Consider the following 22,031-nt stretch of genomic DNA (forward strand, 5'->3'; position numbering starts at 1 on the left):
TTCAGGCAGGCAGGCTGCCATCTTCGAACAGCCAGGCCATGGCTTGGTCTGTGTCGGTAAAGGTCTGCACATGAGGCTGGGGCAGGGCGCGCTTGGCTTGTAGCTTGTTCAATGTCGAGCCGACGACGATCGCATAACGCCCCTTGTTTTCGGCCATGATCATGTTGAAAAATGCGCCAAAGGCTTCACTGATCTCAGCAGATTGCACCGGAAAGTGGCGGCAGTCGGCCAGGACGCGATAGTTCTGGATGGTGCTGCGGATGGTCGTGTGCCGTTTTGTAAATTCAGATTCGAAGGCGCGAAATTCCGTAAGAGACCAATAATCCGCTTGCACCAGACGCATCAGATTCCTGTCAGGATCATAGGAAAAATCAAACATCGTCCCCTCGCATTTTACATCATATTATGTCCTTCATATAACATCTGTGTGTGAGCAGGTGTAGAAGGCCGGACCGAAATAGGCCCGATCTGTCGATTTGTTCCGGTCGAGACAGATCGGCCACAACAGACCTTAACGCACCGCCGTCCATGTCTGGGTCTTGCAGAAGAAGGCGATGCAGCCCTGGACTTTCAGGGTGCCATTGGGATTACGGCTGATTTTCGACGTGTAGCTCTTGCCGCTTTCCGGGTCGTAGATCGTTCCCTTCCAGATGCTCCCCGCATCGGAAAATCCGGTCAACAGGGGCAGGCCCAGCAAAGGACGGGAACGCAGAGCGGGGTCCGCATTTTCCACGTCGGTATTCGGGCGGCCCGGCGTGGGCTTGAGGATCTTTTCGATTTTACCACACAGGCTTTTGCCGCAGGGGGCGATCTGGACGATCGCCTTGGCATCGACCGTGGCCCAGCGACCGGTGACCGGTTGTGCGGCATGAGCGGGCAGGGCGATCGCCGTGGTCAGGGCGGCGAGGGTAAGGCTTGCAGCTTTCATGCGATCCGTTTCTCCATGTCTTTTGTGGAAGGATAAGCCGCAAATGACGACGCCCGCCACCGCCTTTTTGGGCGGAAGCGGGCGTATTGGGTCAGAACGCTACGGCGGCGGGCCGTGGCGCGCTGAAATTTTCAGAAGGCCGTGCTGATCGAACAGGCCGCTGGACCCAGGATGACGACGAACAGCGTCGGTAGAATGAAGAGAATCAGCGGCACGGTCATGATCGCAGGCAGGCGGGCAGCCTTTTCCTCGGCGCGCATCATGCGTTCGTGGCGGAATTCGGCCGACAGAACGCGCAGCGCCGAGGCAAGCGGGGTGCCGTATTTTTCGGTCTGGATCATGGTAGTGACCACGCCCTTGACCGCGTCCAGCTTGACGCGGGTGGCGAGATTTTCAAAAGCCATGCGCCGTTCGGTCAGGAAGCTGAGTTCAATCGCGGTCAGCTGAAATTCGTCGCCCAGTTCGGGATAGGCCTTGCCCAGTTCGCGCGCGACCCGGTTGAAGGCAGCGTCGACGGTCAGGCCGGCTTCGGCGCAGATGACCAGCAGGTCGAGCGCGTCGGGCAGCCCCTTGCGGATCGCGGCGGAGCGCTTCTGCACCTTGTTGTCGATGAAGATGTCGGGTGCTTTATAGGAGAGCAGCAGCGCGACCGCGAAGGCGAAGAAGCGCTTCATCGGACCCCATTCTGGCTCAATGCCAACGCCATAGAGCAGCAACGCTGCGCCGCCGCCAATGACGATCGGCATGATCATGCGGCCGAAGATGACGGCGACGGCCATATCCTTGGACCGGATACCGGCCTGCGCCAAGCGGATCTGTGCGTCCTTGAGCTGATCGTCCTGCAAAACCTTCAGGCTCGACAGGAAGGACCGCATATGATCGGTCGTCTGGTTGCGCTGGACCAGCTTGGCGCGGCGCTTGGCGGTCGAGGCGGTGATGCCCGCCTTCAATTGTTCGCGCCGGTCGTTCAGCGCCTTGACCCGCTTGGCCATCGGATCGCGCACGGTCATGATCGCATAGAGAGCGAACAGCATCGCGAGAGTCGCGAGGGCCGCGAGCAGCGTGCCGAAATCGGTGGCGGTCATGCCGAAAAGCGTGCCGGCAGGGGTAGGGGCGTCCATGTCTCTTATCCCCGATCAGATTTCAAAATTGACCATCTGGGCCATGATGAAGGCGCCGATGCCCATCCAGCACATACCCCCGATGCCGATCACCTGCATCAGCGAAAGCCCGAAAATGCCCGCCGGATCGGGCGTGAAGAAGGGGCTCATATAGTTGAAGTTGATGTAGCAGATCATGAAGAACACAAGGAAAGGCAGGCAGCCGATGATGTAAGCGGACGCCTTTGATTCCGACGACATGGCGCGAATCTTGAGTTTCATCTGCGCACGCTGGCGCAACACGGTGGCCAGGTTCGACAGGGTTTCGGCCAGGTTGCCGCCGGTTTCCCGCTGGATCGCCAGGGTAATGACGAAGAACTGGAATTCGGGTGTGCCGAGGCGATCGGCGGTTTCCTGAAGCGCCTGCTCCATCGTCTTGCCGATCTTGATCCGTTCCGTGATCAGCTTGAATTCCTCACCCACTGGTCCTGGAATTTCGCTCGACACGATACCCAGCGTTTCAGCGATGGGCAGGCCGGAGCGCAGGCCGCGCGTCAGCAGTTCGAGCGCGTCGGGGAATTTGGCGTTGAAGCGGTTGATCCGCTGCTTGATCAGGCGGCTGACCCACCAGTGCGGCAGAAACAGACCGGCGGCCAGACCGACCATGATGGCCATCAGGAACGGAAAGCCGCGCACCATCAGCAACGCCGACAGCATCAGGAATACGCCCGCGCTGGCGGTCATATATTGGCTGAGCGTCCATTTCTTGCCGGTCATCCTGATCCGCTTGGTCAGATTTTCCGGGTTGGGGATGAGCGACACCAGCATCTTGGCTTCGACGCCGGTCGCGCGGTTGGAAATGGCCTTGCGCATCCGCGCTTCGAGCAGGGCTTCGGCCGATTCGCTGTGACGGCCGCGGATCATCGCAACCCGGCGCTTGCGCGCTGTTTCCGGCGATGGACCGGCAAAGGCTATGATCGCCACCCCAAGGATGGTCGCCACCAGCACCGTTATCAGGATGAAATTGCCGTCCATCTGTTCGCCCGTTCCCCAGTCAACGCCGCCGCCCGGTCAGGCGGCGTGCGCGGTCAATCTTCCAGTGCGGCTATCTTAGCCTTGCGGCGCGACGGGATCATGTTGCGGAAATCGCCGATCTTGCCGAGCAGGGAGTCGCCCTTTTTGCGCGCCGCAGCACTATCGGGTGCGGCTTCGGCATCTGCCGCGCCCAGCACCTGGTCGAGCAGGGCGGTGCAGGCAGCGCCGACCTTGCTGCCCTTGGCAGTTTCCGCCAGCGTTTTGCCGAGCTTCGCCGCCTGTGAGCCGATGCGCAGGTCGAACGGGATGAGGACATCGACCTTACGCTCGATCGACGTCTCGAAATCCTTGCGGCTGATTTCGGGCGAGCCGGGATGGACGCGGTTGGCGACCACCAGCACGCGCGATTGCGGCGCATTGCTCTTGAGCCAGGACAGGATGCGGATAGTGTCGCGTGCCGCCGCCAGCGTCAGTTCGGTGACGACCAAAGTCACATGGGCGTCAGTCATCAGATGCGGATGCTGGATCAGCATGTTGCGCGGCAGATCGACGACGCTGCATTCAAACACCTGCCGGAATTCTTCCAGCAGTTGGTAGAAAGCACCGCCATCGGTCAGCATCGGCTGGCTGATCGGCGCTTCGGCGGACAGGATCGCCAGCGTGTCACTCGCCCGCACCATGGCGCGTTCGATGAACAGACCGTCGATGCGGCTGGGATTGTCGATTGCGTCGGTCAGGCCACGGCCCGGTTCCAGATCCATCGCCAGCGCATTGGTGCCGAAATGGACGTCCAGGTCGAGCAAGGCGGTCGGGCGCTTCTTCTTTTCCGACAGCATCCATGCCAGCGAGGTGGCGATGCTGGACGCGCCCACGCCGCCGCGTGTGCCGATAACCGCGACGGTCATGTGCGGACGTTCGGGCGCGGCGTCGCGCGGGGCCATGAACACGGCCTGTGCATTGGCCAGCGCATCGCGCAGCTGGTCCGCGCCAAATGGCTTGAGCAGATAATCCTGAATGCCGCTGGCAACCAGATCGCGATAGAGGCGCACGTCATTGACCTGCCCAGCCGCGATGACGACGGTGCCAGGCTCGCACACTTCGGCCAGGCTGTTAATGTCGTTGAGCGGATCGCCGCTTTCGGACATATCGACGAACAGGATTTGGGGCGACGCGGTGATCGACAGGCTCTGGACCGCATTGCGCATCCCGCCCTTGTTCACCTTTTCCGGTGCCCAGCCCAGTTCGGAACAGACCGACCGGACCAGATCATAGCTATGATCATCGCACACGAAGGCGTGAAAGGGATCACGCGGCCCAGCGAAGCCGGGTTTCCATGGGGCGTTCATATCACTGGCCTCCCGCTGTCATTTGCTTGAGATCGCCAGCACCCGTCGGCGGCTTGTCGCGATAGGTGGAAATGGCGCGGTTCGACGTGGCCGTGCGCAAATTGCTGTCGGTGCCCTGACCCCGGACGAGATCTTCGGGATTGGCGACCATCGCGGCCAGATTGCTGTTGGTGCCGCAGCCGAAATTGGATGTGGTGCCCAGGCTCATGTCAGTTTCCTGCTTGCTGCTCCAGTCGGGGCAGCCCGGCACGCTGGCGGTTGCGCGGCGCACGATCAGGCGGACGCTGCCCTGCGGCGCGTCGCCAGCGGCAGCCGAGCTGTCCTCTGCAACCAGCAGGCCGTGGCGGGCGACGATATCGGCGATACCGTCACGCAGGCCGGGGCTGTAATAGCCCGCGTCCGTGACGATCGCGACCTGATCACCATAGCCAAGGCCGATCGAGGCGAACCAGTCGTTGAGGCGGCCCGCCTCATAGGCGGACAGCGAGTCGCCGCTGGCCTGCACGTCAAACGTGTAGGCGGCGTAGCTGACGACCGGCTGATGCACCGATTCGACGCTGCGGTTCGGGCTGTCGGTGACGCAGCCAGCGAGTGGCAGCGCCAGTATGGCGAGGGCCGTGAGGGTCTTGGCGGACAGATAGGTCATGTCTTTCGTCCTTCCGTCAGAAGCTGAAGCCGGGGGCGGCCTTGCCGGGCTTGCCCGACTTGGCGCCTGGCGTGGCGACCGGCACAGCGGCGGACGCCTGCGGGCCGGGGGTGACCGGCGTGGGTGATCCGGGGGCGCGGCGCGGCATTTCGCTGCGCTTGCCGCTGATCCCGTCATTGCCCTGCTGGAGCAGCAGCCCCTGGCCGACATTGGCGTTGCGGAAACCGTCGGTCGGCAGGCGCACGTCCGATGCGTTCATCGGCTTCACCAGATAGGGGGTGACGACGATGACCAACTCGCTTTCGCTGCGCTGGAACTGGCGCGACTTGAACAGACTGCCCAGGATCGGCAGGTTGCCGATGCCCGGCACCTTGTTGATGCCATTGCTGGTTTCATTGTTGAGCAGGCCCGCAATCATGAAGGCCTGACCCGAACCCAGCTCCACCGTGGTTTCGGCGGTGCGGCTTTTGAGCGCAGGGACGTTGGCGTTCAGCGTGAAATCAAGACTGGACACCGTCGGGCGGACCCGCAGAGAAATGCGGCCATCGGCCAGCACGGTTGGCGTGAAGGCCAGCTGCACGCCATATTGCTTGAATTCGATGCTGTTGCCCTGCGTGCCGTTGCTGACCGTGTAGGGATATTCGCCGCCTGCCAGGAAGCTGGCGGTTTCACCCGACAGCGCGGTCAGGTTGGGCTGCGCAAGCGTAGTGGCAAGGCCGCTCGATTCGGCCAAGTCCAGCGCACCGGCAATGTCCATGCCGAACAATCGGGCTACGCCGCCGAGGCTATAGCTGCCATCGGTCGGGTTGTTGAACGTCCAGGTCTGGCTGCCGCCTGTGGTGGACTGCGTAACGAAGTCGCGCGTGCCCCCGCCGATACTGCCCAAAACCTTGCCGCCCGACATATCCATGCTGGAAAAATTGGTGCCGATCTTGTGACCGACATCCTTGGCGACTTCGGAAATCTTGACCTGGAGCATCACCTGCAAGGGCGTAGCCATGCGCAGGCGGCTGACCACGGTCGTTTCCTTGCCGACGAAGGCTTGCGTCAGGCGTTCGGCTTCGGCGGCATCTTCGGGTGCCTGGATCGTGCCGGTCAAAAGGACCATGCCGTTCATCTTGTTGACCGCGATGTTCGCGCCGGGCATCGCCAGGCGCAGCATGTCGTCGATGCTGGTCAGGTTGTTACCAACCCGAACCGTGCCGGAAAACAGCACCTTGCCATTGGGGGCGGTGGCGAACACAGTGGTTTCGCCCGCCTTCTTGGCGATCAGGTAGAGCTGGTTCTGCGAGCGGACATGGACGTCAACCACGTCGGGGTTGCCGATCACCACGTCAGACATCCTGTCCGACAGGTTGACGACGCGGCTGCCGCCGACCGACATCAATATCGCATTATCCTGCGCGCTGGACGGGGCGGCATTGAGCGCCGTTCCGGGGACTGTGGCCATGGCAAAGGCCAGGCCAAGCGCGATCGCGGGTCCGGCGATCTTGCGCCCGGACAAGTGGAGCATCGACTTCATCTTACTTCCCCCCGACCGGAACTTCGGTCACGCTGGTGCCGCGAGCCACGCGGATGACCGGGCCTTTGACGGCAGCCGGCGCAGTTATCTGGGCACCAGTGCCAGCCATCTGGCCGCCCTGGTTTTCGGCCTTGGCCGGGACCGAGCTGCGCTGGTAGCGCGACACGTCCGCACCGGTCGAATAGGTGGAGCCGCGATCGACCGGGCGCGACGCGATCTTGGCGATGATCGCCTTTTCCGCGTTCGGGCTGGCGCCATCGGGCAGATCGACATCAGCACCGGCAATGGCGGCGTCGAGGTCCGAAGCGGTATCGGCGATCGAGCGCAGGGACATCGACAGCGAGCCGATGGTCTGGGCAACCGCGATCTTTTCAGCGATCTTGGGCGTCACTTCGATCGTGACGTTGGAATAGGTGCGCACTTCGGGCTTGCCGTCCGCGCCCATCGCATCCATTCGCTGGTCGGTGGCAAGAACGCGCAGGTTGCGCAGGATGGTTTCGGAGACTTTGAGCGCCTCGCCATCGCCGCCGCCCGCCACGCTCTGCGTCAGGACCAGGTCGATGCGGTCGCCTGGAAACACGAAGCCTGCGACCGAGCTTTGCGCCGAGACAGGGACGGTGACCGCCCGCATACCAGCGCCGAGCGCCGCCGCCAGGAAGCCACGATCGCCGGGCTTGACCAGGCCGCCCTGGGTCAGCGGCTGCCCGGCCGAGATGGCGGTGCGTACGACGCTGCCTGCCAGCTTTACCGGATCAGCCTGACCCTTGAGGTAATAGGCCTGTTCGATCAGATCCTTGGGCCAGGGCTGAAAGCGGAAGCTTTCCGCGTCCAGGATGGTGCCGACCGGCAGAGCCTTGGTCGCGACCAGCACATGGGGCTGGTCAGCCTCCACCGGCATCGACGCGGCATTGAGCTGCGGTGCGCTGGATGAGCTTAACATGCTGCGCGCAAGCAAGGCTGTAGTGACCGCTATGATAAGCGCTCCAACCAGCAGCACGATTTTCTTGGCATCCATGACGAAATTCGCCTCCCTGTAGTGGGTGCACTGCCCCCAGTGCTTCACTCATCACGTAAATTGGTTAAGATATCGTTGGCCACGGCAGCAGCCACAGCGCCGCGAGTGAAATCGCCACGCCATAGGGGATTTCCGGCTGCCCCAGCCGCCGGGTCATGCGGTGGTGGATGACCGTCACCAGCGTGACCACGCCGCCCAGCAGCGCCATCAGCACGATCAGCGACAACACAGCCTGCCATGGAAACCACAGCGCGAGCGCGGTCAGCAGCTTGACGTCGCCGCCGCCCATCATGCCCAGCGCGAACAGCGCGGCAAACAGGGTGAAGATTGCTGCGCCGACCAGCAGTTGCACCGCCATGTCGGGCCACAGCGCATAGCCATTGACCAGCCACCAGAGCGGGGCGAGCAGCGCTACCGCCAGATTGAGCCGGTTGGAGATGATCCGCGCACGCAAATCGGTGATCGCCGCCGCGATCAGCAGCGCGCCAAGGGCGCATAACAGCGCCACCCTGAAATATTCGCCCGTCATGGGATTTGACCCTAGACCCGATGGCTTACCAAACCGTAACCATGACCCGCATGGATTCGCCCCTTTTCAACGCACCGCTGTTCGACCGCCGCGCCTGGCCGATGGGTGGGCGGCTGGACTATTGGACGGCACCCGACGGCTGGCAAATTCGGCGCTATCAACTGGGCGACGGGACGCGCGGGCGAATGCTGGTGCTGGGCGGGCGCGGCGACATGATCGAAAAATATCTGGAGGTGATCCATCATTGGGCCGAGCGCGGATGGGCGGTCACGACGTTCGACTGGCGCGGGCAGGGCGGGTCGGGGCGGCTGACCGATGATCCGATGACCGGGCATATCGGTGACTTTGCCGACTGGATCGCGGACCTGAAGGCTTTGGCGGCGGACTGGCGCGCGGAGGGGAGCGGACCCTATGTGATGGTGGCGCACAGCATGGGCGGGCATTTGCTGCTGCGCGCGCTGGCCGAATGGATGCCGTCGCCGGACGCCGCCGTGACGGTCGCGCCGATGCTGGACGTCCATAGCGCGCCCTTGCCGCGCTGGTTTGCGGTCGCACTGGCGCGCGCGATGCTGTGTCTGGGCCGGGGCGAGCGGCAGGCCTGGACGCAGAAGGAAGGGTCGGAACGGCAGCGGCGGATGCGGCAGAAGCGGCTGACTCACGACCCGGACCGCTATGCCGACGAACTATGGTGGCGCGACCATAGCCGCGACATCGCGCTGGGACCGCCAAGCTGGACCTGGGTCAGTCAGGCGCTGGAATCGACGCGGGCTTTGGCGCAGGGGGATGCGATTGCGCGCCTTGCCGTGCCGCTGCTGATATTGGCGACCCGTGCGGATCAACTGGTGTCCACCCCGGCGATCCGCCGCGTTGCCGCGCGGATTCCGGGCGCGCGGCTGCATATTTACGGTCGGGAAGCCGCGCATGAGATATTGCGCGAACTGGATCCCGTCCGGCTGGATGCGCTCGCCCGGATCGACACTTTTCTGGATGAGGTGGCGGCGTGAGCCATCCCGATATTGTCATTGTCGGGGGCGGCATTGCCGGGGCCAGCCTGGGCGTGGAGCTGGCTGCCCATGCGCGGGTCGTATTGCTGGAGATGGAGGATCGCGCTGGCTATCACGCTACGGGGCGTTCTGTCGCTTTCTGGGAAGAAAGCTATGGCGGCGCGCTGGTCCAGCCTTTGACCACGGCATCAGGGCCGTTGCTGAGCGAGCCCGACCCCGATTTTCATGACGGCAGTTTCCTGTCGCCGCGCGGCACGCTGCATATCGGCCGGGCGGGGGATGAGGGGCATCGCGATGCGCTGATGGCGGAATTCGCGGGCAAGGTGGTGCTGGAGCCGGTCGATCCCGCCGCGCTGGTACCGGGGTTGCGGCCAGACTGGACCATCGGTGTCATGGAGGCGAGCTGTCAGGATATCGACGTGGCGGCACTGCATCAGGCCTATCTGCGCCAGTTCCGACGGCGCGGGGGTGAGTTGCGGCTGGCGACACAGCTGAGCGCCGCGCGGACAGAAAGCGGTGGCTGGCAGGTCGAGACGCCGGCGGGGAGAATAGCCTGCTCTGTGCTGGTCAACGCGGCTGGCGCATGGGCGGACGATGTTGCCCGCGCCTGTGGCGTTGCGCCGATCGGCATGACGCCGCTGCGGCGCACGGTGGTGCAATTGCGCGTGCCGTCCATGCCGTCGCCCGACCTGCCGCTGATCATGGACCTGGCCGGGCAATTCTATTTCAAGCCGGAAGGGCAGGGCCGCATCTGGCTGACCCCGCATGACGAGGCGCCATCCCCCCCGTGCGACGCTGCGCCCGAAGAATTGGCGGTGGCGGAAGCGATTGCGCGGTTCGAGGAAGCGGTCGACTGGCCGATCGCGAGGGTCGAGCATAAATGGGCCGGTTTGCGCAGCTTCGCGCCCGACCGCGCGCCCGTTTATGGGTTTGATCCTGACGCACCAGGCTTTTTCTGGTTCGCCGGGCAGGGCGGTTTCGGCATTCAGACGGCCCCTGCCGCCGCGCTGCTGGCGGCTGCTCTGGTGCGGGGCGAGGCGCTGCCGGAAAGCGTTGCGGGGATCGACTCTGCTGCTTATTCTCCGACCCGGTTTCGCTGACGAAACGACTCTGGAGGCATGACATGGCGCACAAGTTCGTGATCGAGAAGAACAAGGCCGGCGAGTTTGTCGCCAAGTTCAAATATAATAGTGAAACGATCTTCTGGACCGAAGGCTATAGCAGCAAGGCGGGCGCGAAAAATGCGATCGAATCCGTGCTGAAGAACGGGCCGGGCGCGGAGATTGAAGAGGCGGAGTGAGGCCACTTCCCGTCATCCAACAAAAAAGCCGCCCGTTGCGGGGCGGCTTTTCTATTTGGTCCTGACGGAAAAGCTCAGGCCTCTTCGGCCGGGGCTTCTTCGGTGAACGCGGCGAGATCGCCGGGTTCTGCGTTGGGATCATAGTCTTCGGTGAAGCCGGCTTCGTCCTTTTCGAACAGGTCGGCCATGACGTCGACGCCCTGGCTTTGCAGTTCGGCCTCTTCAGGCGAACGCGCCACGTTCACCTTGATGGTGACGGCGACTTCGGGGTGCAGCGCGACCTTGACGTCGAACACGCCGAGCGTCTTGATCGGGCGTTCCAGAACGACCATCGCCTTGGTGACGATGGTGACGCCCTGCGCCTGCAGCGCTTCGATGATGTCGCGAACCGCAACCGAACCATAGAGCGCGCCAGCGTTGGACGACTGGCGGATCAGGACGATCTGCGTGCCGTTGACGCTGTCGGCGGCCGCTTCGGCATCCGAACGGCGTGCGGCATTGTCGGCCTCGATCTTGGCGCGGTTGGCCTCGAACACCTTTTTATTTGCGTTGTTGGAGCGCAGCGCCTTCTTGTTCGGCAGCAGGAAGTTACGGGCGTAGCCGTCCTTGACGGTCACGATGTCGCCAATGGCGCCGAGCTTCTCGATACGTTCGAGCAGAATGATTTCCATGGGGCTTACTCCCTTACTTCACGATGTAGGGCAGCAGGCCCAGATGACGGGCGCGCTTGATCGCCTGCGACAGTTCGCGCTGCTTCTTGGCAGAAACGGCGGTGATGCGGCTGGGGACGATCTTGCCGCGTTCGGACACGAAGCCCTGAAGCAGACGGACATCCTTATAATCGATCTTCGGCGCATCCTTGGCGGCGAAGGGGCAGCTCTTGCGGCGGCGGAAAAATGGGCGTGCCATGATCTTGTGTCTCCTTATTCGCCAGCGATTTCGTCGCGGCGCGGGCCACGATCACCACGGTCGCCGCGATCTTCGCGCGGACCACGATCGCCGCGGTCACCACGGGGGCCGCGATCGCCACGGTCGGGGCGGTCCTGCTTGCGCATCATGACCGACTGGCCAGCTTCCAGCTCATCGACCTTGACGGTCATGTAGCGGATGATGTCCTCGTTGATCTGGGTCTGGCGCTCCAGTTCCGCGATCACGCCGCCGGGAGCGTCGATGTTCAGCATCACATAGTGCGCCTTGCGGTTCTTGGCGATCTTGTAGGCGAGCGAACGCAGGCCCCAGGTCTCGACCTTGGTCACCTTGCCGTTGTTTTCTTCCACGATCTTGGTGGCGTTTTCCGCCAGGGCGTCCACCTGCGCCTGTGCCAGATCCTGGCGCGCAAGGAACACATGCTCGTAAAGAGCCATGATGATACCTTCTCTGTTGGCCGATTGCTGACGCCCACCCCATGTGGAACGCCCCTCCGGCTGTCGTCTTAACATGCTCCGCACACTGGCCGAGTCACCTCTGGCCCGATGCGAAGGCGCGCCTATGGGGGAAAGGCGGGGGAAAGGCAAGGGTGGTGGGCAACAAACACCATCCGTTCGCCCTGAGTAGAGGCTGAGCGAAGTCGAAGCCTCGTATCGAAGGGTTGGCTTGGCTCCTATCCTTCGATACGCCACTTCGACAAGCTCAGCGGCTACTCAGGACGAACGGGGTGGGTGTGCGGGCGCGGAGAGAATGAAAAATGGCAGTCGGCATTGCAGCATTATCCCTGATCCTGCTGATGATCGCTGCCTATCGGGGCATGAGCGTCATCATCATGGCGCCGTTGCTGGCGATGCTGGCGGTGTTGCTGACCGATCCTGGCGCCGTTCCTGCCGCCTTTTCCGGGCTGTTCATGGAAAAGGTCGGCAGCTTCCTCAAACTCTATTTCCCCGTGTTCCTGCTGGGCGCGTTGTTCGGCAAGCTGGTGGAGATTTCCGGCTTTTCCCGTGCGATCGTGACGGCGGTGATCGGCATTGTGGGCGCAGGGCGGGCAATCCCGGCGATCATGGCGGTGACGGCGCTGCTGACCTACGGCGGCGTGTCGGTGTTCGTCGCGGTGTTCGCGGTATATCCCTTTGCTACCGAGATGTTTCGGCGCGCCGACATTCCCAAACGACTGGTCCCTGCGACGATCGGGCTGGGCGCGATCACCTTCACCATGGATGCGCTGCCCGGCACGCCGCAGATCCAGAACATCATCCCGACCAGCTTTTTCGGCACCACCGCTTGGGCCGCGCCGGTGCTGGGGCTGATCGGCTCTGCCTGTATCGCGGCGATGGGACTGGCTTATCTGGGCTGGCGGCGGCGCGCGATGATGGCGGCGGGGGAGGGCTATGGCGCGCCGGAAACGCTGGTGAACGAGCCGGAGCCTGTGGATGACGCGGCGAAGGTGCATCCGCTGGTGGCGCTGTTGCCCTTGCTGGTGGTGGGCGTCGGCAATCTGCTGCTGACGATGGCGATCCCGCGCTGGGTGAGCGACGATGTCGTCACTTTGTCGCTGGTCGGCATGGCCGAACCGGTCGAGGTCAAGGTGGCGCAGGTGTCGGCGCTCTGGGCGGTCGAGGGCGCGCTGCTGCTGGGTATCGCGACGATATTGGCGTTCGCCTATCGGACCGTGGCGAAACGCTTTGCCGAAGGATCGAAGGCAGCGGTCGGCGGCGCATTGCTGGCGGGGACGAACACGGCGGTCGAATATGGCTTTGGTGCAGTGATCGCGGCGCTGCCCGGATTCCTGATCGTCAAGGAAGCGCTGCGGGCGATCCCCGATCCGCTGGTCAATGAAGCGATTACCGTCACATCGCTGGCCGGGATTACCGGGTCGGCTTCCGGTGGGCTGTCGATCGCGCTGGCGGCGATGGCGGACCAGTTCATCGCGGCGGGCGACGCGGCGGGCATATCGCGCGAGGTGCTGCACCGGGTCGCGTCGATGGCGTCGGGCGGCATGGACAGCCTGCCGCATAATGGCGCAGTCATCACCCTGCTGGCGGTAACCGGCCTGACCCATCGGCAGGCCTATAAGGATATTTTTGCGCTGACTTTGATCAAGACGGTGACGGTGTTCATCGTGATCGCGGTCTATTATTTGACCGGTCTGGTGTAGCGCGGATCAGGCCGCCGGGCGGTGCAGTTCGGCTGATCCCATGAAATGGGCGCGGGTGGATGGGCCGGCGCTGGCCAGCAAGGCGGCGACCACATCCTTCAGATTGTCGGCGGGGCTGAGCGGATCGTCATAGGCCATAGCCCATTGGCCGAATTCGCGGCTGTCGATCGCACCCTCGCGCAGCTTGACCACGCCGCGATGGCGGCTGTCGGCATGGATGCGGGCAAAGATGCGCTCGACCGCTTCCTTTGGCCCTTCCAGCACCTGAAGGAAGCGGCGGGAGTTGAACAGCAGCAGGCCGGTGACGTCGTCGCGGCGGTTGCTGATGGCCGATGCGCGCGCGATAGCGGCGCACTCCTGTGGCGTGACCGTCCCGGTGACGGAGCTGATATACATGATCTGATGCAGTGACATGGTCGTTCCCGATGCGGCCCCCCGGCTTGGGACTATTGCGGCATAACCCCTTAATATCGGGTATTTAACCTGAATCAGGCGTGCCGGCGCAAAAATGCCCCAAGGGAGGAGAGTTCCCTGGGGCATCATGCAGAATGGACGGTTTTAACGGATCACGCCGCCGATGACCGCGCCGATCAGGCCGCTGGTGATAGCGATCAGCACCGCGTCATTACCCGACTGGACCCACTGATAGCCGCGCGGCGGGGCGTTCAGGCGATAGCCGCGATAATTGTTGATGACCCGATAGTTGGTTGCCTGGCGACGGTCGAAGCGCTGGCCCTTGGCCCAGCGATGGTTCGACGCGGCATAGCGGTTGGCGCGCACATGCTTGCGAACGACGGTCTTTTGCTTGACCACGGTGCGGCCGTTTTCCTTCTGCTTCACGACCGTCCGGGTCTGCTCCTGCCGGTGCGGCGGGCCATAGCCTTGCGCCTGCGCCTGGCTGCTGATGATCGGGCTGGCGACCAGAGTCGTGGTGGCCAATGCCATGAGGATTTTCTTGAACATGTCTTGCTCCTTTGCCGTGTTTCGGGCGCCCTCTGCGGCGTCGAGAACAGAGATAGGCGGTGCTTGTCGCAGCCATGTGTCGGGAAAGGGCAAAGAGTGTCGGAAATTGTAACAGATTGAGATTTAAGATGAATATCTGTTCAGAAAGATGGGTCGCCGGGCAACAATAAAGCCCCGCAGCGGGGCTGCGGGGCGTTTGATAGTGCGCGCTGGCATGAGGGTCAGGCGGGCAGCGCGGTGGCGGTGACAGTCATGCGCTGGAGCAGGATGGGGTGACCCTTGCCCTCGATCAACGGGGCGGCCTGGACCGGTTGCGCCAATGCAAAGGGGGTTAGGGTGATCCCCAGAACAAGCAGACTGGCGGCGATGCTGAGAACTATGTCTTTCATGGCTTTTCCCTTTCGCGGCAACTCGAAGCAGCGCCGTGAGAGGGGTATGAACCCAGCCTGTCGCACGACTGTGCCGGATGGGCGGGAAATTGTCGGAAAGTGTAACGATCACCCGTCCGCGCCGCTCGGCTAGTCAAATCCGAACCACCGTTCGTTTCGAGCGAATTCGAGAAACGGTAGCGCGGTGTTTCTCGAATTCGCTCGAAACGAACGGTGGTCGCGCGCTATTCGTGGCGCAGGGCGTCGATGGGGTTGAGCGCGGCGGCGCGGCGGGCGGGGAAATAGCCGAACACGACGCCGATGACGGCGGAAAAGACGAAGGCGATCAGATTGACCTTCAGGTCGAAGATAAAAGGCACCTGCATCAGCGGGGCTATGGCCCAGGAGGCGACGAGGGCGATCAGCAGGCCGATCACCCCGCCCAGGCAGGATAGCACGATCGCTTCTACCAGAAATTGCATCAACACTTCGCCCGCGACCGCGCCGATGGCGAGGCGGATGCCGATCTCGCGCGTGCGTTCGGTCACCGACACCAGCATGATGTTCATGATGCCGATGCCGCCGACCAGCAGGGATATGGCCGCGACCGCACCGACGATTTGCGTGAGGATAGTGGTCGTGCCGGTCAGCGTGTCGCTGATCTGTTTGGTATCGAACACGTTGAAATTGTCTTCGCCCCCGGCCTTGATCTGGCGGCGTTCGCGCATCAGTTCTTCCAGGCTTTGCTGCACGGTCGACGTGTCATAGGCGTCGTCCACCGCGATCATGATCTGGCTGATATCGCGATTGCCGGTAAAGCGGCGCTGGACGAATTTGATCGGCATGACGACGACATCGTCCTGATCGCCAAAGCCACCCTGACCCCGCGTCGCCAGCGCACCGATCACTTGGCAGGACACGCCCTTGATCCGCATCCGCTGGCCGATCGGGTCGCCGCCCTGGAACAGGTTGGTACGCACCGTATTGCCGATGATGCAGACCGGGCGACCGGCTTCTTCCTCTTCAGGCATGAACAGCCGACCGCTGGTGATTTTCCAGCTTTGCACTTCGAAATAGGCGGCGGTGGTGCCATAGACGGTGGTGGACCAGTTATTGCCTTCATAGATGGCGGTGCCGCTCGATTGCGCCATGGGGGCGACCGCGCGCACGCCGGTCAGCTGGTTTTCGATCGCGGTCAGGTCCGCCGGTTTGAAATCAGGTGGGCGGGGGCCGCCGCCGCCACGGCCAAAGCCCTGACCGGGGCGCAGTTGCAGCACGTTTGCGCCGAGCGAACTAATCTGTTCGCGCACCGCTGCGGTCGCGCCATTGCCCAGCGTTACCATGGTAACGACCGCGGCAACACCGATGATGATCCCCAGTGTCGTCAGGAAACTGCGCAACTTGTGCCGGTTGATCGCACGAAAGGCGAGGATTATGGTCGTGCCTAGCATCTCGATACTCCTCGCCCATTGGGGGAGAGGATAGCAGCGTTTGCCAGCTTGCTGGCTAGCATAGCTTGGAGAGGGGAACGCGTGCCGTCGATGGGGGGTGTCCCCCTCTTCCAACTGCGCCTAAGTTCGCTGCGCTCACCAAGGCTCCGTATCCTTCTACCCCAAGGGGAGAAGGTTTGCGTTTGCATATCCTTCACCCCGCCAGCCCCTTCTCGATCCGCTCGACCAGCCCGTCGCGGAAATGCACGATCGTCCGTGCGAACGCCGCCATGTCAGGTTCGTGGGTCACCATCAGCACGGTGATGCCGCTATTCCTGTTGAGGTCGGTCAGCAATTCCATGATTTCGATCGAGCGTTCCGAATCGAGGTTGCCGGTCGGTTCGTCGGCCAGCAGCACGTCCGGGCTGGTGACGATGGCGCGGGCGATGGCGACGCGCTGTTGCTGGCCGCCGGACAGTTCGGCGGGGGTATGGTCCCACCATTGTTTAAGGCCCACCTTTTCGAGCGCTGCCATGCCCATGTCATAGCGGGTCTGCTTGTCCTCACCGCGATAGAGGAGGGGCAGTTCGACATTTTCGAGCGCGCTCGTGCGGGAGAGCAGGTTGAAGCCCTGGAATACGAAGCCCAGATAGCGGCGGCGCAGCAGCGCGCGCTGGTCGCGGTCCAGCGTTTCGACATGATGCCCCTGGAACAGAAACTCGCCCGCCGATGGCACGTCAAGGCAACCAAGAATGTTCATCGTCGTCGATTTGCCGGAGCCGGATGGCCCCATCACCGCGACGAAATCGCCCTGCGCAATGTCCAGGTCAATGCCCTTCAAGGCCTGAAACTCGGTCGCGCCGCTGCCATAGACTTTGGTGACGCCGCGCAGGGTGATGATGGGATCGGCGCTCATGGCGATCAGGGCTTGGCCGTCACGGGGGCGGTTTCCGGCGGGGCGTCGCCTGAATTGCCGAGCTTGCCGACCGTCGCGGGCGTGCCGTCGGTCGCCGGGTTGCGCGGCGCGCTGTCCTTGCGCGGCGCGCGCTGGCCGCCGCCATTGCGCGTCTGATCCTCAGCGGGTGGCTCCTGGCCTGCCGCCAGTTGGCCGGTGATGACGCGCATTCCCGGTTTCAGATCACCGCCGGTGATGACGGTGCGCGATCCGTCACTGGCGCCAACGACGACCTGGATCGCCTTGGGCTTGCCGTCTTCCCCAACGACATAGACGGTCTGACTGCTGCCCGCGCCGAAGCTGACTTCGCGGGCGGCGCGATTGCCGCGACGGCGGGGCATCAGCGTGCTGGTGATGCCGCCACCCTGGGCTGCGCCCGCGTTCGGCTTGAAGCGTAGCGCGGCGTTGGGGACGAGCAGCACGTCGCGCAATTCCTGCGTCACGATGTCCGCCGTCGCGGTCATGCCGGGACGCAGGGTTTCATCGCCATTATTGACGGTCAGCACGGCGGTATAGGCGACCACGGTGCCGGACGAGCTGCTGGTGGCGCTGGTCGTGGAAGAGGAAGATGTGCTGGCGCTGTTAGAGCCGACATTGACCCGCGTGACCTTCGCCGGGAAGCTGCGACCGGGGAAGGCATCGACGGCGAAGGTGGCGCTCTGGCCTTCCTTGACCTGTCCGACATCGGCCTCGTCCACCGACACCTCAACCTCCATCTGGGTCAGGTCTTCGGCCAGCGTGAAGAGGACCGGGGCGTTGAGGGAGGCCGCGACGGTCTGGCCCGGCTCGATATCGCGCGAGAGGACGACGCCGTTCACCGGCGACACGATCTGCGCGATGGTCAGGTTTGTCTGGGCAGAGGACAACTGCGCGCGGGATACGTCCACCTGCGCCTGTGCCGACCGCAGCGAAGCAACGGCGCCTTCATAATTGGCGCGGGCCGAATCGATCTCGGTCTTGGCTGGCACCTTGCCACCCGACAGCTGGAACACGTTAAGCTGCCGGTCGAGCGTCGCCTTGGCCAGCGCGACCTGCGCCTGTGCCTGCGCAACCTGCGCCTGCGACGCCGACACCTGCGCCCGGTTCTGATTCACCGTATCGACCAGACGGCGCGTATCGAGTTCGGCCAGCCGCTGGCCCTTCACGACGCGGTCGTTCACATCGACATAGACGGCGGTGATCTTGCCCGATTGTTCGGACCCGACATCGACCTGATTGACGGGCTTCAAATTTCCGGTCGCCGATACGCTGACCGTCAAGTCGCCCTTACGGACCTCGCGGGTCGCATAATTGGGCTGATCCTCATCCGCGAAACAGCGGCTGACGAGCAGGACGAGCAGCAGCAGCGCGACGCCGATCGCGCCGCGAACCGCCCATTTGCGCCATGGCTTGGCCGGTTTCGCGCCCAGAAATGCGTCCAGCGCCGGATCGGTGGTGGTGTCATTGCTCATTCGGGGCGGCTTTCCATGCTCTGCCAGCCGCCGCCCAGCGCATTGTAGAGCTGGGCGAGGGCCAGGATTTCGTCCGACCGCGCACCAGCCAGGCTGTTGCGCGCGTTCAAAAGGGTGGATTCGCTGCTGGACAGCGTCTGGAAGTCAGTCAGGCCCGCCTGATACTGGCTGCGTGCCAGGATCGCCGCATTGTTCGACGCATCATAGGCCGTTGCGAACTCGGCCTTGCGCAAGCGGGCGCTGGTCAGCGATGCCATGGCGTTTTCAACATCTTCCAGCGCGGCCAGCACGCTCTGCTTATAGGCCGCGAATGCGCCATCGGTCGCCGCCTTCTGCGCGCGGACTTGCGAGGCGAGACGGCCACCGTCGAAGATGGTCTGCGCAACATTGGCGAATACGCCGCCAGTGATCAGGCTGAACAGGTCTTTGAAAGCGTTGGAGGTGGTGCCGATATTGCCGCTGATGCCTAGCGAGGGATAAAGCTGCGCCTGCGCCACGCCGATCCGCGCGGTGGCGGCGGCGAGGTTGCGTTCGGCGCGGCGCACGTCGGGTCGCTGGCGCAGCGTGTCGGCGGGGATGCCGGTGGCGACGTCTGTTGCCGCAGTGGGGATGGGGGCAGGGGCTTCAAGCGCACGGGTCGCGGCGCCCGGCGCCTGCCCGGTCAGCACGGCGATGCGATTGAGGCTGCCGCGCAGGCTAGCCTCGATCTGGGGGATCGACGCGCTGGTCTGCGCCAGTTGCGCGCGCGCCTGCTGCTCGTCGAGCGATGAGACGAGGCCTGCCTGCAACCGCCAGCGGGCAATGTCATAATTATCCTGCTGCACCTGCTGGCTGTCGCGCGCCACGCGCAATTGCTCCTGCGCCAGCCGCGCCTGCACATAATTGGTGACCAGTTCGGATATGATCGTCATCCGCACCGTCGCCAGATCATAGCCTGACGCGGCAAGGTCCGCCCGTGCCGCTTCGGCGCTGCGCGACAATTCGCCGAACAGGTCGATCTGCCAGCTGGCATTGGCATTGGCCGAGTAGCTGCTCGACCAGTTGCTCGAACCCAGACTGATGACGTTGCCGCTGCTGTCGGTGCGGGTGCCGCCCGCCTGGCTCCGGTAATTTTTGCCGCCGCTGGTGGAGCCATTGAGCTGGGGCAGGAAGGACGCATTGGCCTGCACCAGCGATTCCCGCGCCTGCCGCAACCGCGCCTGCGCCTGAACGATGTCGAGATTAGCGGTGACGGCGGTGTCGATCAGCGCGGATAAAGCGGGATCATTGAGGCGCGTCCACCATTGGGCAAGCTCCGCGTCGCTGACCGGCGCGCCACTGTCCTGATCATACGCGGCGGGGATGCCAAGCGCGGCGGGTTGCGGCGCGCGATAGTCCGGCCCCGCTGCGCAGGCGGAGAGGGCAAACGCCGTTCCCGTGATCCAGACAATGCGATATCGCACCTTTTCCTTGCACTCCGTCATCGTTAAAGGGGCCGTCATCAGTCCCCCGGCAAAGGGGGCAGGGTGTCGGATGCCTGCCTGCCGCAGACATGTGTATGCCTCAATGCCATTTATGTCTCAAAGTGTAACACCATTGAAATTACGCGCTTTTTTGCAGCGCTTGGGTCAGGGGATGACGAATGCGGGCTTTTCTATTTCCGGGACAGGGCAGCCAGTCTGTCGGCATGGGCAAGGCGCTGGCCGATGCCAGTCCCGCCGCGCGTGAGCTGTTTCAGGAAGTCGATGACGCGCTGAAACAAAATTTGTTCCGCATCATGATCGAAGGGCCGGAGAGCGACCTGACCCTCACTGAAAATGCCCAGCCTGCGATTATGGCCAACGCCATCGCCACATTGCGCGTGATGCAGCGTGAGGGCGGCTTTTCGCTGGGCGACAAGGGCGATTATGTTGCGGGCCATAGCCTGGGCGAATATAGCGCATTGTGCGCCGCCGAAGCTTTCGACCTTGGCACGACGGCGCGGTTGCTCAAGCTGCGCGGACAGGCGATGCAGGCCGCCGTGCCGGTGGGCGATGGCGCGATGGCGGCGCTGCTGGGCGCGGATATTGAGAAGGCGCAGGCGCTGGCGGACGCCGCGGCGGATGGTGAGGTCTGCACCGTCGCCAATGACAATGACCCAAGCCAGGTCGTCATTTCCGGCCATCGCGGCGCGATCGAGCGGGCGGTGGCGATGGTCAAGGATCATGGCATCAAGCGCGGCGTGCTGCTGCCGGTGTCCGCCCCCTTCCACTGTCCGCTGATGCAGCCCGCCGCCGACGCAATGGCGCTGGCGCTGGCCGATGCCGTCATCCAAGCGCCGCTGCTGCCGGTCTATGCCAATGTGCTGGCCGCGCCGATCGCCGACCCGAACGACATTCGTGCGCGGCTGGTGGAGCAGGTGACGGGCCGGGTGCGCTGGCGCGAATCCGTTGCCGCCATGTGGGAAGCGGGCGTCACTGATTTCGTCGAGCTGGGCGGCAAGGTGCTGGGTCCGATGGTCAAGCGGATCGCCCCCGACGCCACCGTGCGCAGCGTCGTGACGATGGACGATATCGAGGCGGCGCTGGGATCGCTATGAGCGCGGTTCTCACCCAGCGCGACGGGCCGGTGCTGACGGTCACGCTGAACCAGCCGGACCGGCGCAACCCGATTTCCGACCCGGCGATGGTCGATGCGTTGTGCGCGGTGTTTGAGCAGGCCGAGCGCGACATGTCGATCCATGTCGCCATCCTGACCGGGGCGGGCAGCGCCTTTTCGTCGGGCGGTGACCTGAACGCGATGCGGCCCGACGCGGGCGGGCTACGCGCGCGACTACCCGCGCAGACGCGGCGCAATTACCGCGCGGGCATTCAGCGCCTGCCGCTCCTGTTCCAGGCGATCGAATTGCCCGTGATCGCGGCGGTCAATGGCCCGGCGATCGGCGCGGGGATGGACCTGGCCTGCATGTGCGACGTGCGGATTGCGGGCCAGTCGGCGCGCTTCGCCGAAAGTTTCGTGAAGTTGGGACTGGTATCGGGCGATGGCGGGGCATGGCTGTTGCCGCGTATGGTGGGTTTCTCCAAGGCCGCGCAACTGTCGCTGACCGGCGAGACGATCGATGCCGCCGAAGCGCTGCGTATCGGTCTGGTGAGCGAAGTCGTGCCGGACGAGGATTTGATGACGACTGCGCGCAAACAGGCCGACGCCATCGCCGCCAACCCGCCCCATGCGACCCGCATGACCAAGCGGCTGCTGCGCGCGGCGCAGACGGCGGAGCTTTCACAGATTTTGGAAATGGCAGGCGCAATGCAGGCGCTGGCCCATGCGACGGCGGACCATGACGAGGCCATCAACGCCTTCTTCGACCGCCGCCCGCCGACATTCAAGGGAGACTGA

General features: G+C 63.7%; 24 protein-coding genes and 1 pseudogene. 6 read left to right on the forward strand and 19 right to left on the reverse strand.

Going from position 1 to position 22,031, the window contains the following annotated elements; genetic code table 11:
* Position 1: 1 nt before the first annotated feature.
* The 9 genes and pseudogenes from KRZ98_RS05985 to KRZ98_RS06025 form a co-directional block, all read right to left on the reverse strand.
* A complete protein-coding gene (locus tag KRZ98_RS05985; protein ID WP_217672755.1) occupies positions 2–379 on the reverse strand; it encodes a hypothetical protein in 378 nt (125 codons plus the stop codon).
* Positions 380–511: 132 nt separating this feature from the next.
* The gene (locus KRZ98_RS05990; protein WP_217672756.1) at positions 512–928 is read right to left on the reverse strand and encodes a DUF2147 domain-containing protein; all 417 of its coding nucleotides are present in this window, start codon (positions 926–928) and stop codon (positions 512–514) included.
* A 131-nt stretch (positions 929–1,059) separates the two neighbouring features.
* Positions 1,060–2,049, reverse strand: a complete 990-nt coding sequence (locus KRZ98_RS05995) for a type II secretion system F family protein (RefSeq protein ID WP_217672757.1) — start codon at positions 2,047–2,049, stop codon at positions 1,060–1,062.
* A gap of 15 nt (positions 2,050–2,064) precedes the next feature.
* Complete coding sequence (locus tag KRZ98_RS06000; protein ID WP_217672758.1) at positions 2,065–3,063, reverse strand: type II secretion system F family protein; 999 nt, start codon at positions 3,061–3,063, stop codon at positions 2,065–2,067.
* A gap of 53 nt (positions 3,064–3,116) precedes the next feature.
* Positions 3,117–4,409 (reverse strand): pilus assembly protein CpaE, encoded by a 1,293-nt coding sequence (locus KRZ98_RS06005; RefSeq protein WP_217672759.1) that lies wholly within the window; start codon positions 4,407–4,409, stop codon positions 3,117–3,119.
* A gap of 1 nt (position 4,410) precedes the next feature.
* Positions 4,411–5,055: a CpaD family pilus assembly protein gene (locus tag KRZ98_RS06010; RefSeq protein WP_217672760.1), complete on the reverse strand. Its 645-nt coding sequence runs from the start codon at positions 5,053–5,055 to the stop codon at positions 4,411–4,413.
* Positions 5,056–5,071: 16 nt separating this feature from the next.
* The gene (locus tag KRZ98_RS06015; protein ID WP_217672761.1) at positions 5,072–6,577 is read right to left on the reverse strand and encodes a type II and III secretion system protein family protein; all 1,506 of its coding nucleotides are present in this window, start codon (positions 6,575–6,577) and stop codon (positions 5,072–5,074) included.
* A gap of 1 nt (position 6,578) precedes the next feature.
* Positions 6,579–7,592, reverse strand: coding sequence for a Flp pilus assembly protein CpaB (cpaB, locus tag KRZ98_RS06020; protein WP_217672762.1), 1,014 nt, complete (start codon positions 7,590–7,592; stop codon positions 6,579–6,581).
* 51 nt (positions 7,593–7,643) lie between these two features.
* Positions 7,644–8,121 (reverse strand): annotated as a pseudogene (locus KRZ98_RS06025) (prepilin peptidase).
* Positions 8,122–8,171: 50 nt separating this feature from the next.
* On the opposite strand from KRZ98_RS06025, the gene KRZ98_RS06030 reads away from it, so the two are divergent.
* From KRZ98_RS06030 to KRZ98_RS06040, 3 genes are read left to right on the forward strand one after another with little or no spacing between them, the layout of a single operon-like run.
* Positions 8,172–9,125 carry an alpha/beta hydrolase gene (locus tag KRZ98_RS06030; protein WP_217672849.1) on the forward strand — a complete coding sequence of 318 codons (954 nt, stop codon included), beginning with the start codon at positions 8,172–8,174 and terminating at the stop codon, positions 9,123–9,125.
* A complete protein-coding gene (locus KRZ98_RS06035) occupies positions 9,122–10,225 on the forward strand; it encodes an FAD-binding oxidoreductase (RefSeq protein ID WP_217672764.1) in 1,104 nt (367 codons plus the stop codon). Before KRZ98_RS06030 ends, KRZ98_RS06035 begins: the two co-directional genes overlap by 4 nt.
* 23 nt (positions 10,226–10,248) lie before the next feature.
* Entirely contained in the window at positions 10,249–10,425 is a 177-nt protein-coding gene (locus tag KRZ98_RS06040) for a DUF1508 domain-containing protein (RefSeq protein ID WP_119744143.1), read from the forward strand.
* Positions 10,426–10,499: 74 nt separating this feature from the next.
* Here KRZ98_RS06040 and rplI read toward each other — a convergent pair whose 3' ends face one another.
* From rplI to rpsF, 3 genes are read right to left on the reverse strand one after another with little or no spacing between them, the layout of a single operon-like run.
* Positions 10,500–11,096 (reverse strand): 50S ribosomal protein L9, encoded by a 597-nt coding sequence (gene rplI, locus KRZ98_RS06045; RefSeq protein WP_119744142.1) that lies wholly within the window; start codon positions 11,094–11,096, stop codon positions 10,500–10,502.
* A gap of 13 nt (positions 11,097–11,109) precedes the next feature.
* Positions 11,110–11,334: a 30S ribosomal protein S18 gene (gene rpsR / locus KRZ98_RS06050; protein WP_006950194.1), complete on the reverse strand. Its 225-nt coding sequence runs from the start codon at positions 11,332–11,334 to the stop codon at positions 11,110–11,112.
* 14 nt (positions 11,335–11,348) lie between these two features.
* Complete coding sequence (rpsF, locus tag KRZ98_RS06055; RefSeq protein ID WP_217672765.1) at positions 11,349–11,789, reverse strand: 30S ribosomal protein S6; 441 nt, start codon at positions 11,787–11,789, stop codon at positions 11,349–11,351.
* 320 nt (positions 11,790–12,109) lie between these two features.
* On the opposite strand from rpsF, the gene KRZ98_RS06060 reads away from it, so the two are divergent.
* The gene (locus tag KRZ98_RS06060) at positions 12,110–13,510 is read left to right on the forward strand and encodes a GntP family permease (protein ID WP_217672766.1); all 1,401 of its coding nucleotides are present in this window, start codon (positions 12,110–12,112) and stop codon (positions 13,508–13,510) included.
* Positions 13,511–13,516: 6 nt separating this feature from the next.
* Here the strand turns inward: KRZ98_RS06060 and KRZ98_RS06065 are convergent, their stop codons facing one another.
* The 7 genes from KRZ98_RS06065 to KRZ98_RS06095 all read right to left on the reverse strand — a co-directional run bounded on the left by KRZ98_RS06065 (position 13,517) and on the right by KRZ98_RS06095 (position 20,140).
* Positions 13,517–13,924 carry a BLUF domain-containing protein gene (locus KRZ98_RS06065; RefSeq protein ID WP_254798136.1) on the reverse strand — a complete coding sequence of 136 codons (408 nt, stop codon included), beginning with the start codon at positions 13,922–13,924 and terminating at the stop codon, positions 13,517–13,519.
* A 144-nt stretch (positions 13,925–14,068) separates the two neighbouring features.
* Positions 14,069–14,473: an RcnB family protein gene (locus tag KRZ98_RS06070; protein WP_217672767.1), complete on the reverse strand. Its 405-nt coding sequence runs from the start codon at positions 14,471–14,473 to the stop codon at positions 14,069–14,071.
* A 221-nt stretch (positions 14,474–14,694) separates the two neighbouring features.
* Positions 14,695–14,862, reverse strand: a complete 168-nt coding sequence (locus KRZ98_RS06075) for a hypothetical protein (RefSeq protein ID WP_217672768.1) — start codon at positions 14,860–14,862, stop codon at positions 14,695–14,697.
* Between the two features lie 224 nt (positions 14,863–15,086).
* Positions 15,087–16,292, reverse strand: coding sequence for an ABC transporter permease (locus tag KRZ98_RS06080; RefSeq protein ID WP_217672769.1), 1,206 nt, complete (start codon positions 16,290–16,292; stop codon positions 15,087–15,089).
* Positions 16,293–16,485: 193 nt separating this feature from the next.
* Complete coding sequence (locus KRZ98_RS06085) at positions 16,486–17,187, reverse strand: ABC transporter ATP-binding protein (RefSeq protein ID WP_217672770.1); 702 nt, start codon at positions 17,185–17,187, stop codon at positions 16,486–16,488.
* Positions 17,188–17,192: 5 nt separating this feature from the next.
* Entirely contained in the window at positions 17,193–18,677 is a 1,485-nt protein-coding gene (locus tag KRZ98_RS06090; protein WP_217672771.1) for an efflux RND transporter periplasmic adaptor subunit, read from the reverse strand.
* Positions 18,674–20,140, reverse strand: a complete 1,467-nt coding sequence (locus tag KRZ98_RS06095) for an efflux transporter outer membrane subunit (RefSeq protein WP_217672851.1) — start codon at positions 20,138–20,140, stop codon at positions 18,674–18,676. The genes KRZ98_RS06090 and KRZ98_RS06095 overlap by 4 nt, the downstream gene beginning before the upstream one ends.
* Positions 20,141–20,298: 158 nt before the next feature.
* Here KRZ98_RS06095 and fabD point away from each other — a divergent pair, with 158 nt between their 5' ends.
* The gene (gene fabD / locus KRZ98_RS06100) at positions 20,299–21,234 is read left to right on the forward strand and encodes an ACP S-malonyltransferase (RefSeq protein WP_217672772.1); all 936 of its coding nucleotides are present in this window, start codon (positions 20,299–20,301) and stop codon (positions 21,232–21,234) included.
* Positions 21,231–22,031, forward strand: a complete 801-nt coding sequence (locus KRZ98_RS06105; RefSeq protein ID WP_217672773.1) for a crotonase/enoyl-CoA hydratase family protein — start codon at positions 21,231–21,233, stop codon at positions 22,029–22,031. Before fabD ends, KRZ98_RS06105 begins: the two co-directional genes overlap by 4 nt.

Source organism: Sphingobium sp. AS12 (genome assembly GCF_019097845.1).
Taxonomy (GTDB): domain Bacteria; phylum Pseudomonadota; class Alphaproteobacteria; order Sphingomonadales; family Sphingomonadaceae; genus Sphingobium.

Coding starts and splice junctions, on each gene's coding strand:
- rplI (WP_119744142.1), bottom strand. CDS start 11,096: ATGGAAATCATTCTGCTCGAACGTATCGAGAAGCTCGGCGCCATTGGC.
- fabD (WP_217672772.1), top strand. CDS start 20,299: ATGCGGGCTTTTCTATTTCCGGGACAGGGCAGCCAGTCTGTCGGCATG.
- KRZ98_RS06005 (WP_217672759.1), bottom strand. CDS start 4,409: ATGAACGCCCCATGGAAACCCGGCTTCGCTGGGCCGCGTGATCCCTTT.
- KRZ98_RS06090 (WP_217672771.1), bottom strand. CDS start 18,677: ATGAGCAATGACACCACCACCGATCCGGCGCTGGACGCATTTCTGGGC.
- rpsF (WP_217672765.1), bottom strand. CDS start 11,789: ATGGCTCTTTACGAGCATGTGTTCCTTGCGCGCCAGGATCTGGCACAG.
- KRZ98_RS05985 (WP_217672755.1), bottom strand. CDS start 379: ATGTTTGATTTTTCCTATGATCCTGACAGGAATCTGATGCGTCTGGTG.
- KRZ98_RS06060 (WP_217672766.1), top strand. CDS start 12,110: ATGGCAGTCGGCATTGCAGCATTATCCCTGATCCTGCTGATGATCGCT.
- KRZ98_RS06030 (WP_217672849.1), top strand. CDS start 8,172: ATGGATTCGCCCCTTTTCAACGCACCGCTGTTCGACCGCCGCGCCTGG.
- KRZ98_RS05990 (WP_217672756.1), bottom strand. CDS start 928: ATGAAAGCTGCAAGCCTTACCCTCGCCGCCCTGACCACGGCGATCGCC.
- KRZ98_RS05995 (WP_217672757.1), bottom strand. CDS start 2,049: ATGGACGCCCCTACCCCTGCCGGCACGCTTTTCGGCATGACCGCCACC.
- KRZ98_RS06105 (WP_217672773.1), top strand. CDS start 21,231: ATGAGCGCGGTTCTCACCCAGCGCGACGGGCCGGTGCTGACGGTCACG.
- KRZ98_RS06095 (WP_217672851.1), bottom strand. CDS start 20,140: ATGACGGAGTGCAAGGAAAAGGTGCGATATCGCATTGTCTGGATCACG.
- rpsR (WP_006950194.1), bottom strand. CDS start 11,334: ATGGCACGCCCATTTTTCCGCCGCCGCAAGAGCTGCCCCTTCGCCGCC.
- KRZ98_RS06015 (WP_217672761.1), bottom strand. CDS start 6,577: ATGAAGTCGATGCTCCACTTGTCCGGGCGCAAGATCGCCGGACCCGCG.
- cpaB (WP_217672762.1), bottom strand. CDS start 7,592: ATGGATGCCAAGAAAATCGTGCTGCTGGTTGGAGCGCTTATCATAGCG.
- KRZ98_RS06070 (WP_217672767.1), bottom strand. CDS start 14,473: ATGTTCAAGAAAATCCTCATGGCATTGGCCACCACGACTCTGGTCGCC.
- KRZ98_RS06040 (WP_119744143.1), top strand. CDS start 10,249: ATGGCGCACAAGTTCGTGATCGAGAAGAACAAGGCCGGCGAGTTTGTC.
- KRZ98_RS06000 (WP_217672758.1), bottom strand. CDS start 3,063: ATGGACGGCAATTTCATCCTGATAACGGTGCTGGTGGCGACCATCCTT.
- KRZ98_RS06085 (WP_217672770.1), bottom strand. CDS start 17,187: ATGAGCGCCGATCCCATCATCACCCTGCGCGGCGTCACCAAAGTCTAT.
- KRZ98_RS06010 (WP_217672760.1), bottom strand. CDS start 5,055: ATGACCTATCTGTCCGCCAAGACCCTCACGGCCCTCGCCATACTGGCG.
- KRZ98_RS06065 (WP_254798136.1), bottom strand. CDS start 13,924: ATGTCACTGCATCAGATCATGTATATCAGCTCCGTCACCGGGACGGTC.
- KRZ98_RS06080 (WP_217672769.1), bottom strand. CDS start 16,292: ATGCTAGGCACGACCATAATCCTCGCCTTTCGTGCGATCAACCGGCAC.
- KRZ98_RS06075 (WP_217672768.1), bottom strand. CDS start 14,862: ATGAAAGACATAGTTCTCAGCATCGCCGCCAGTCTGCTTGTTCTGGGG.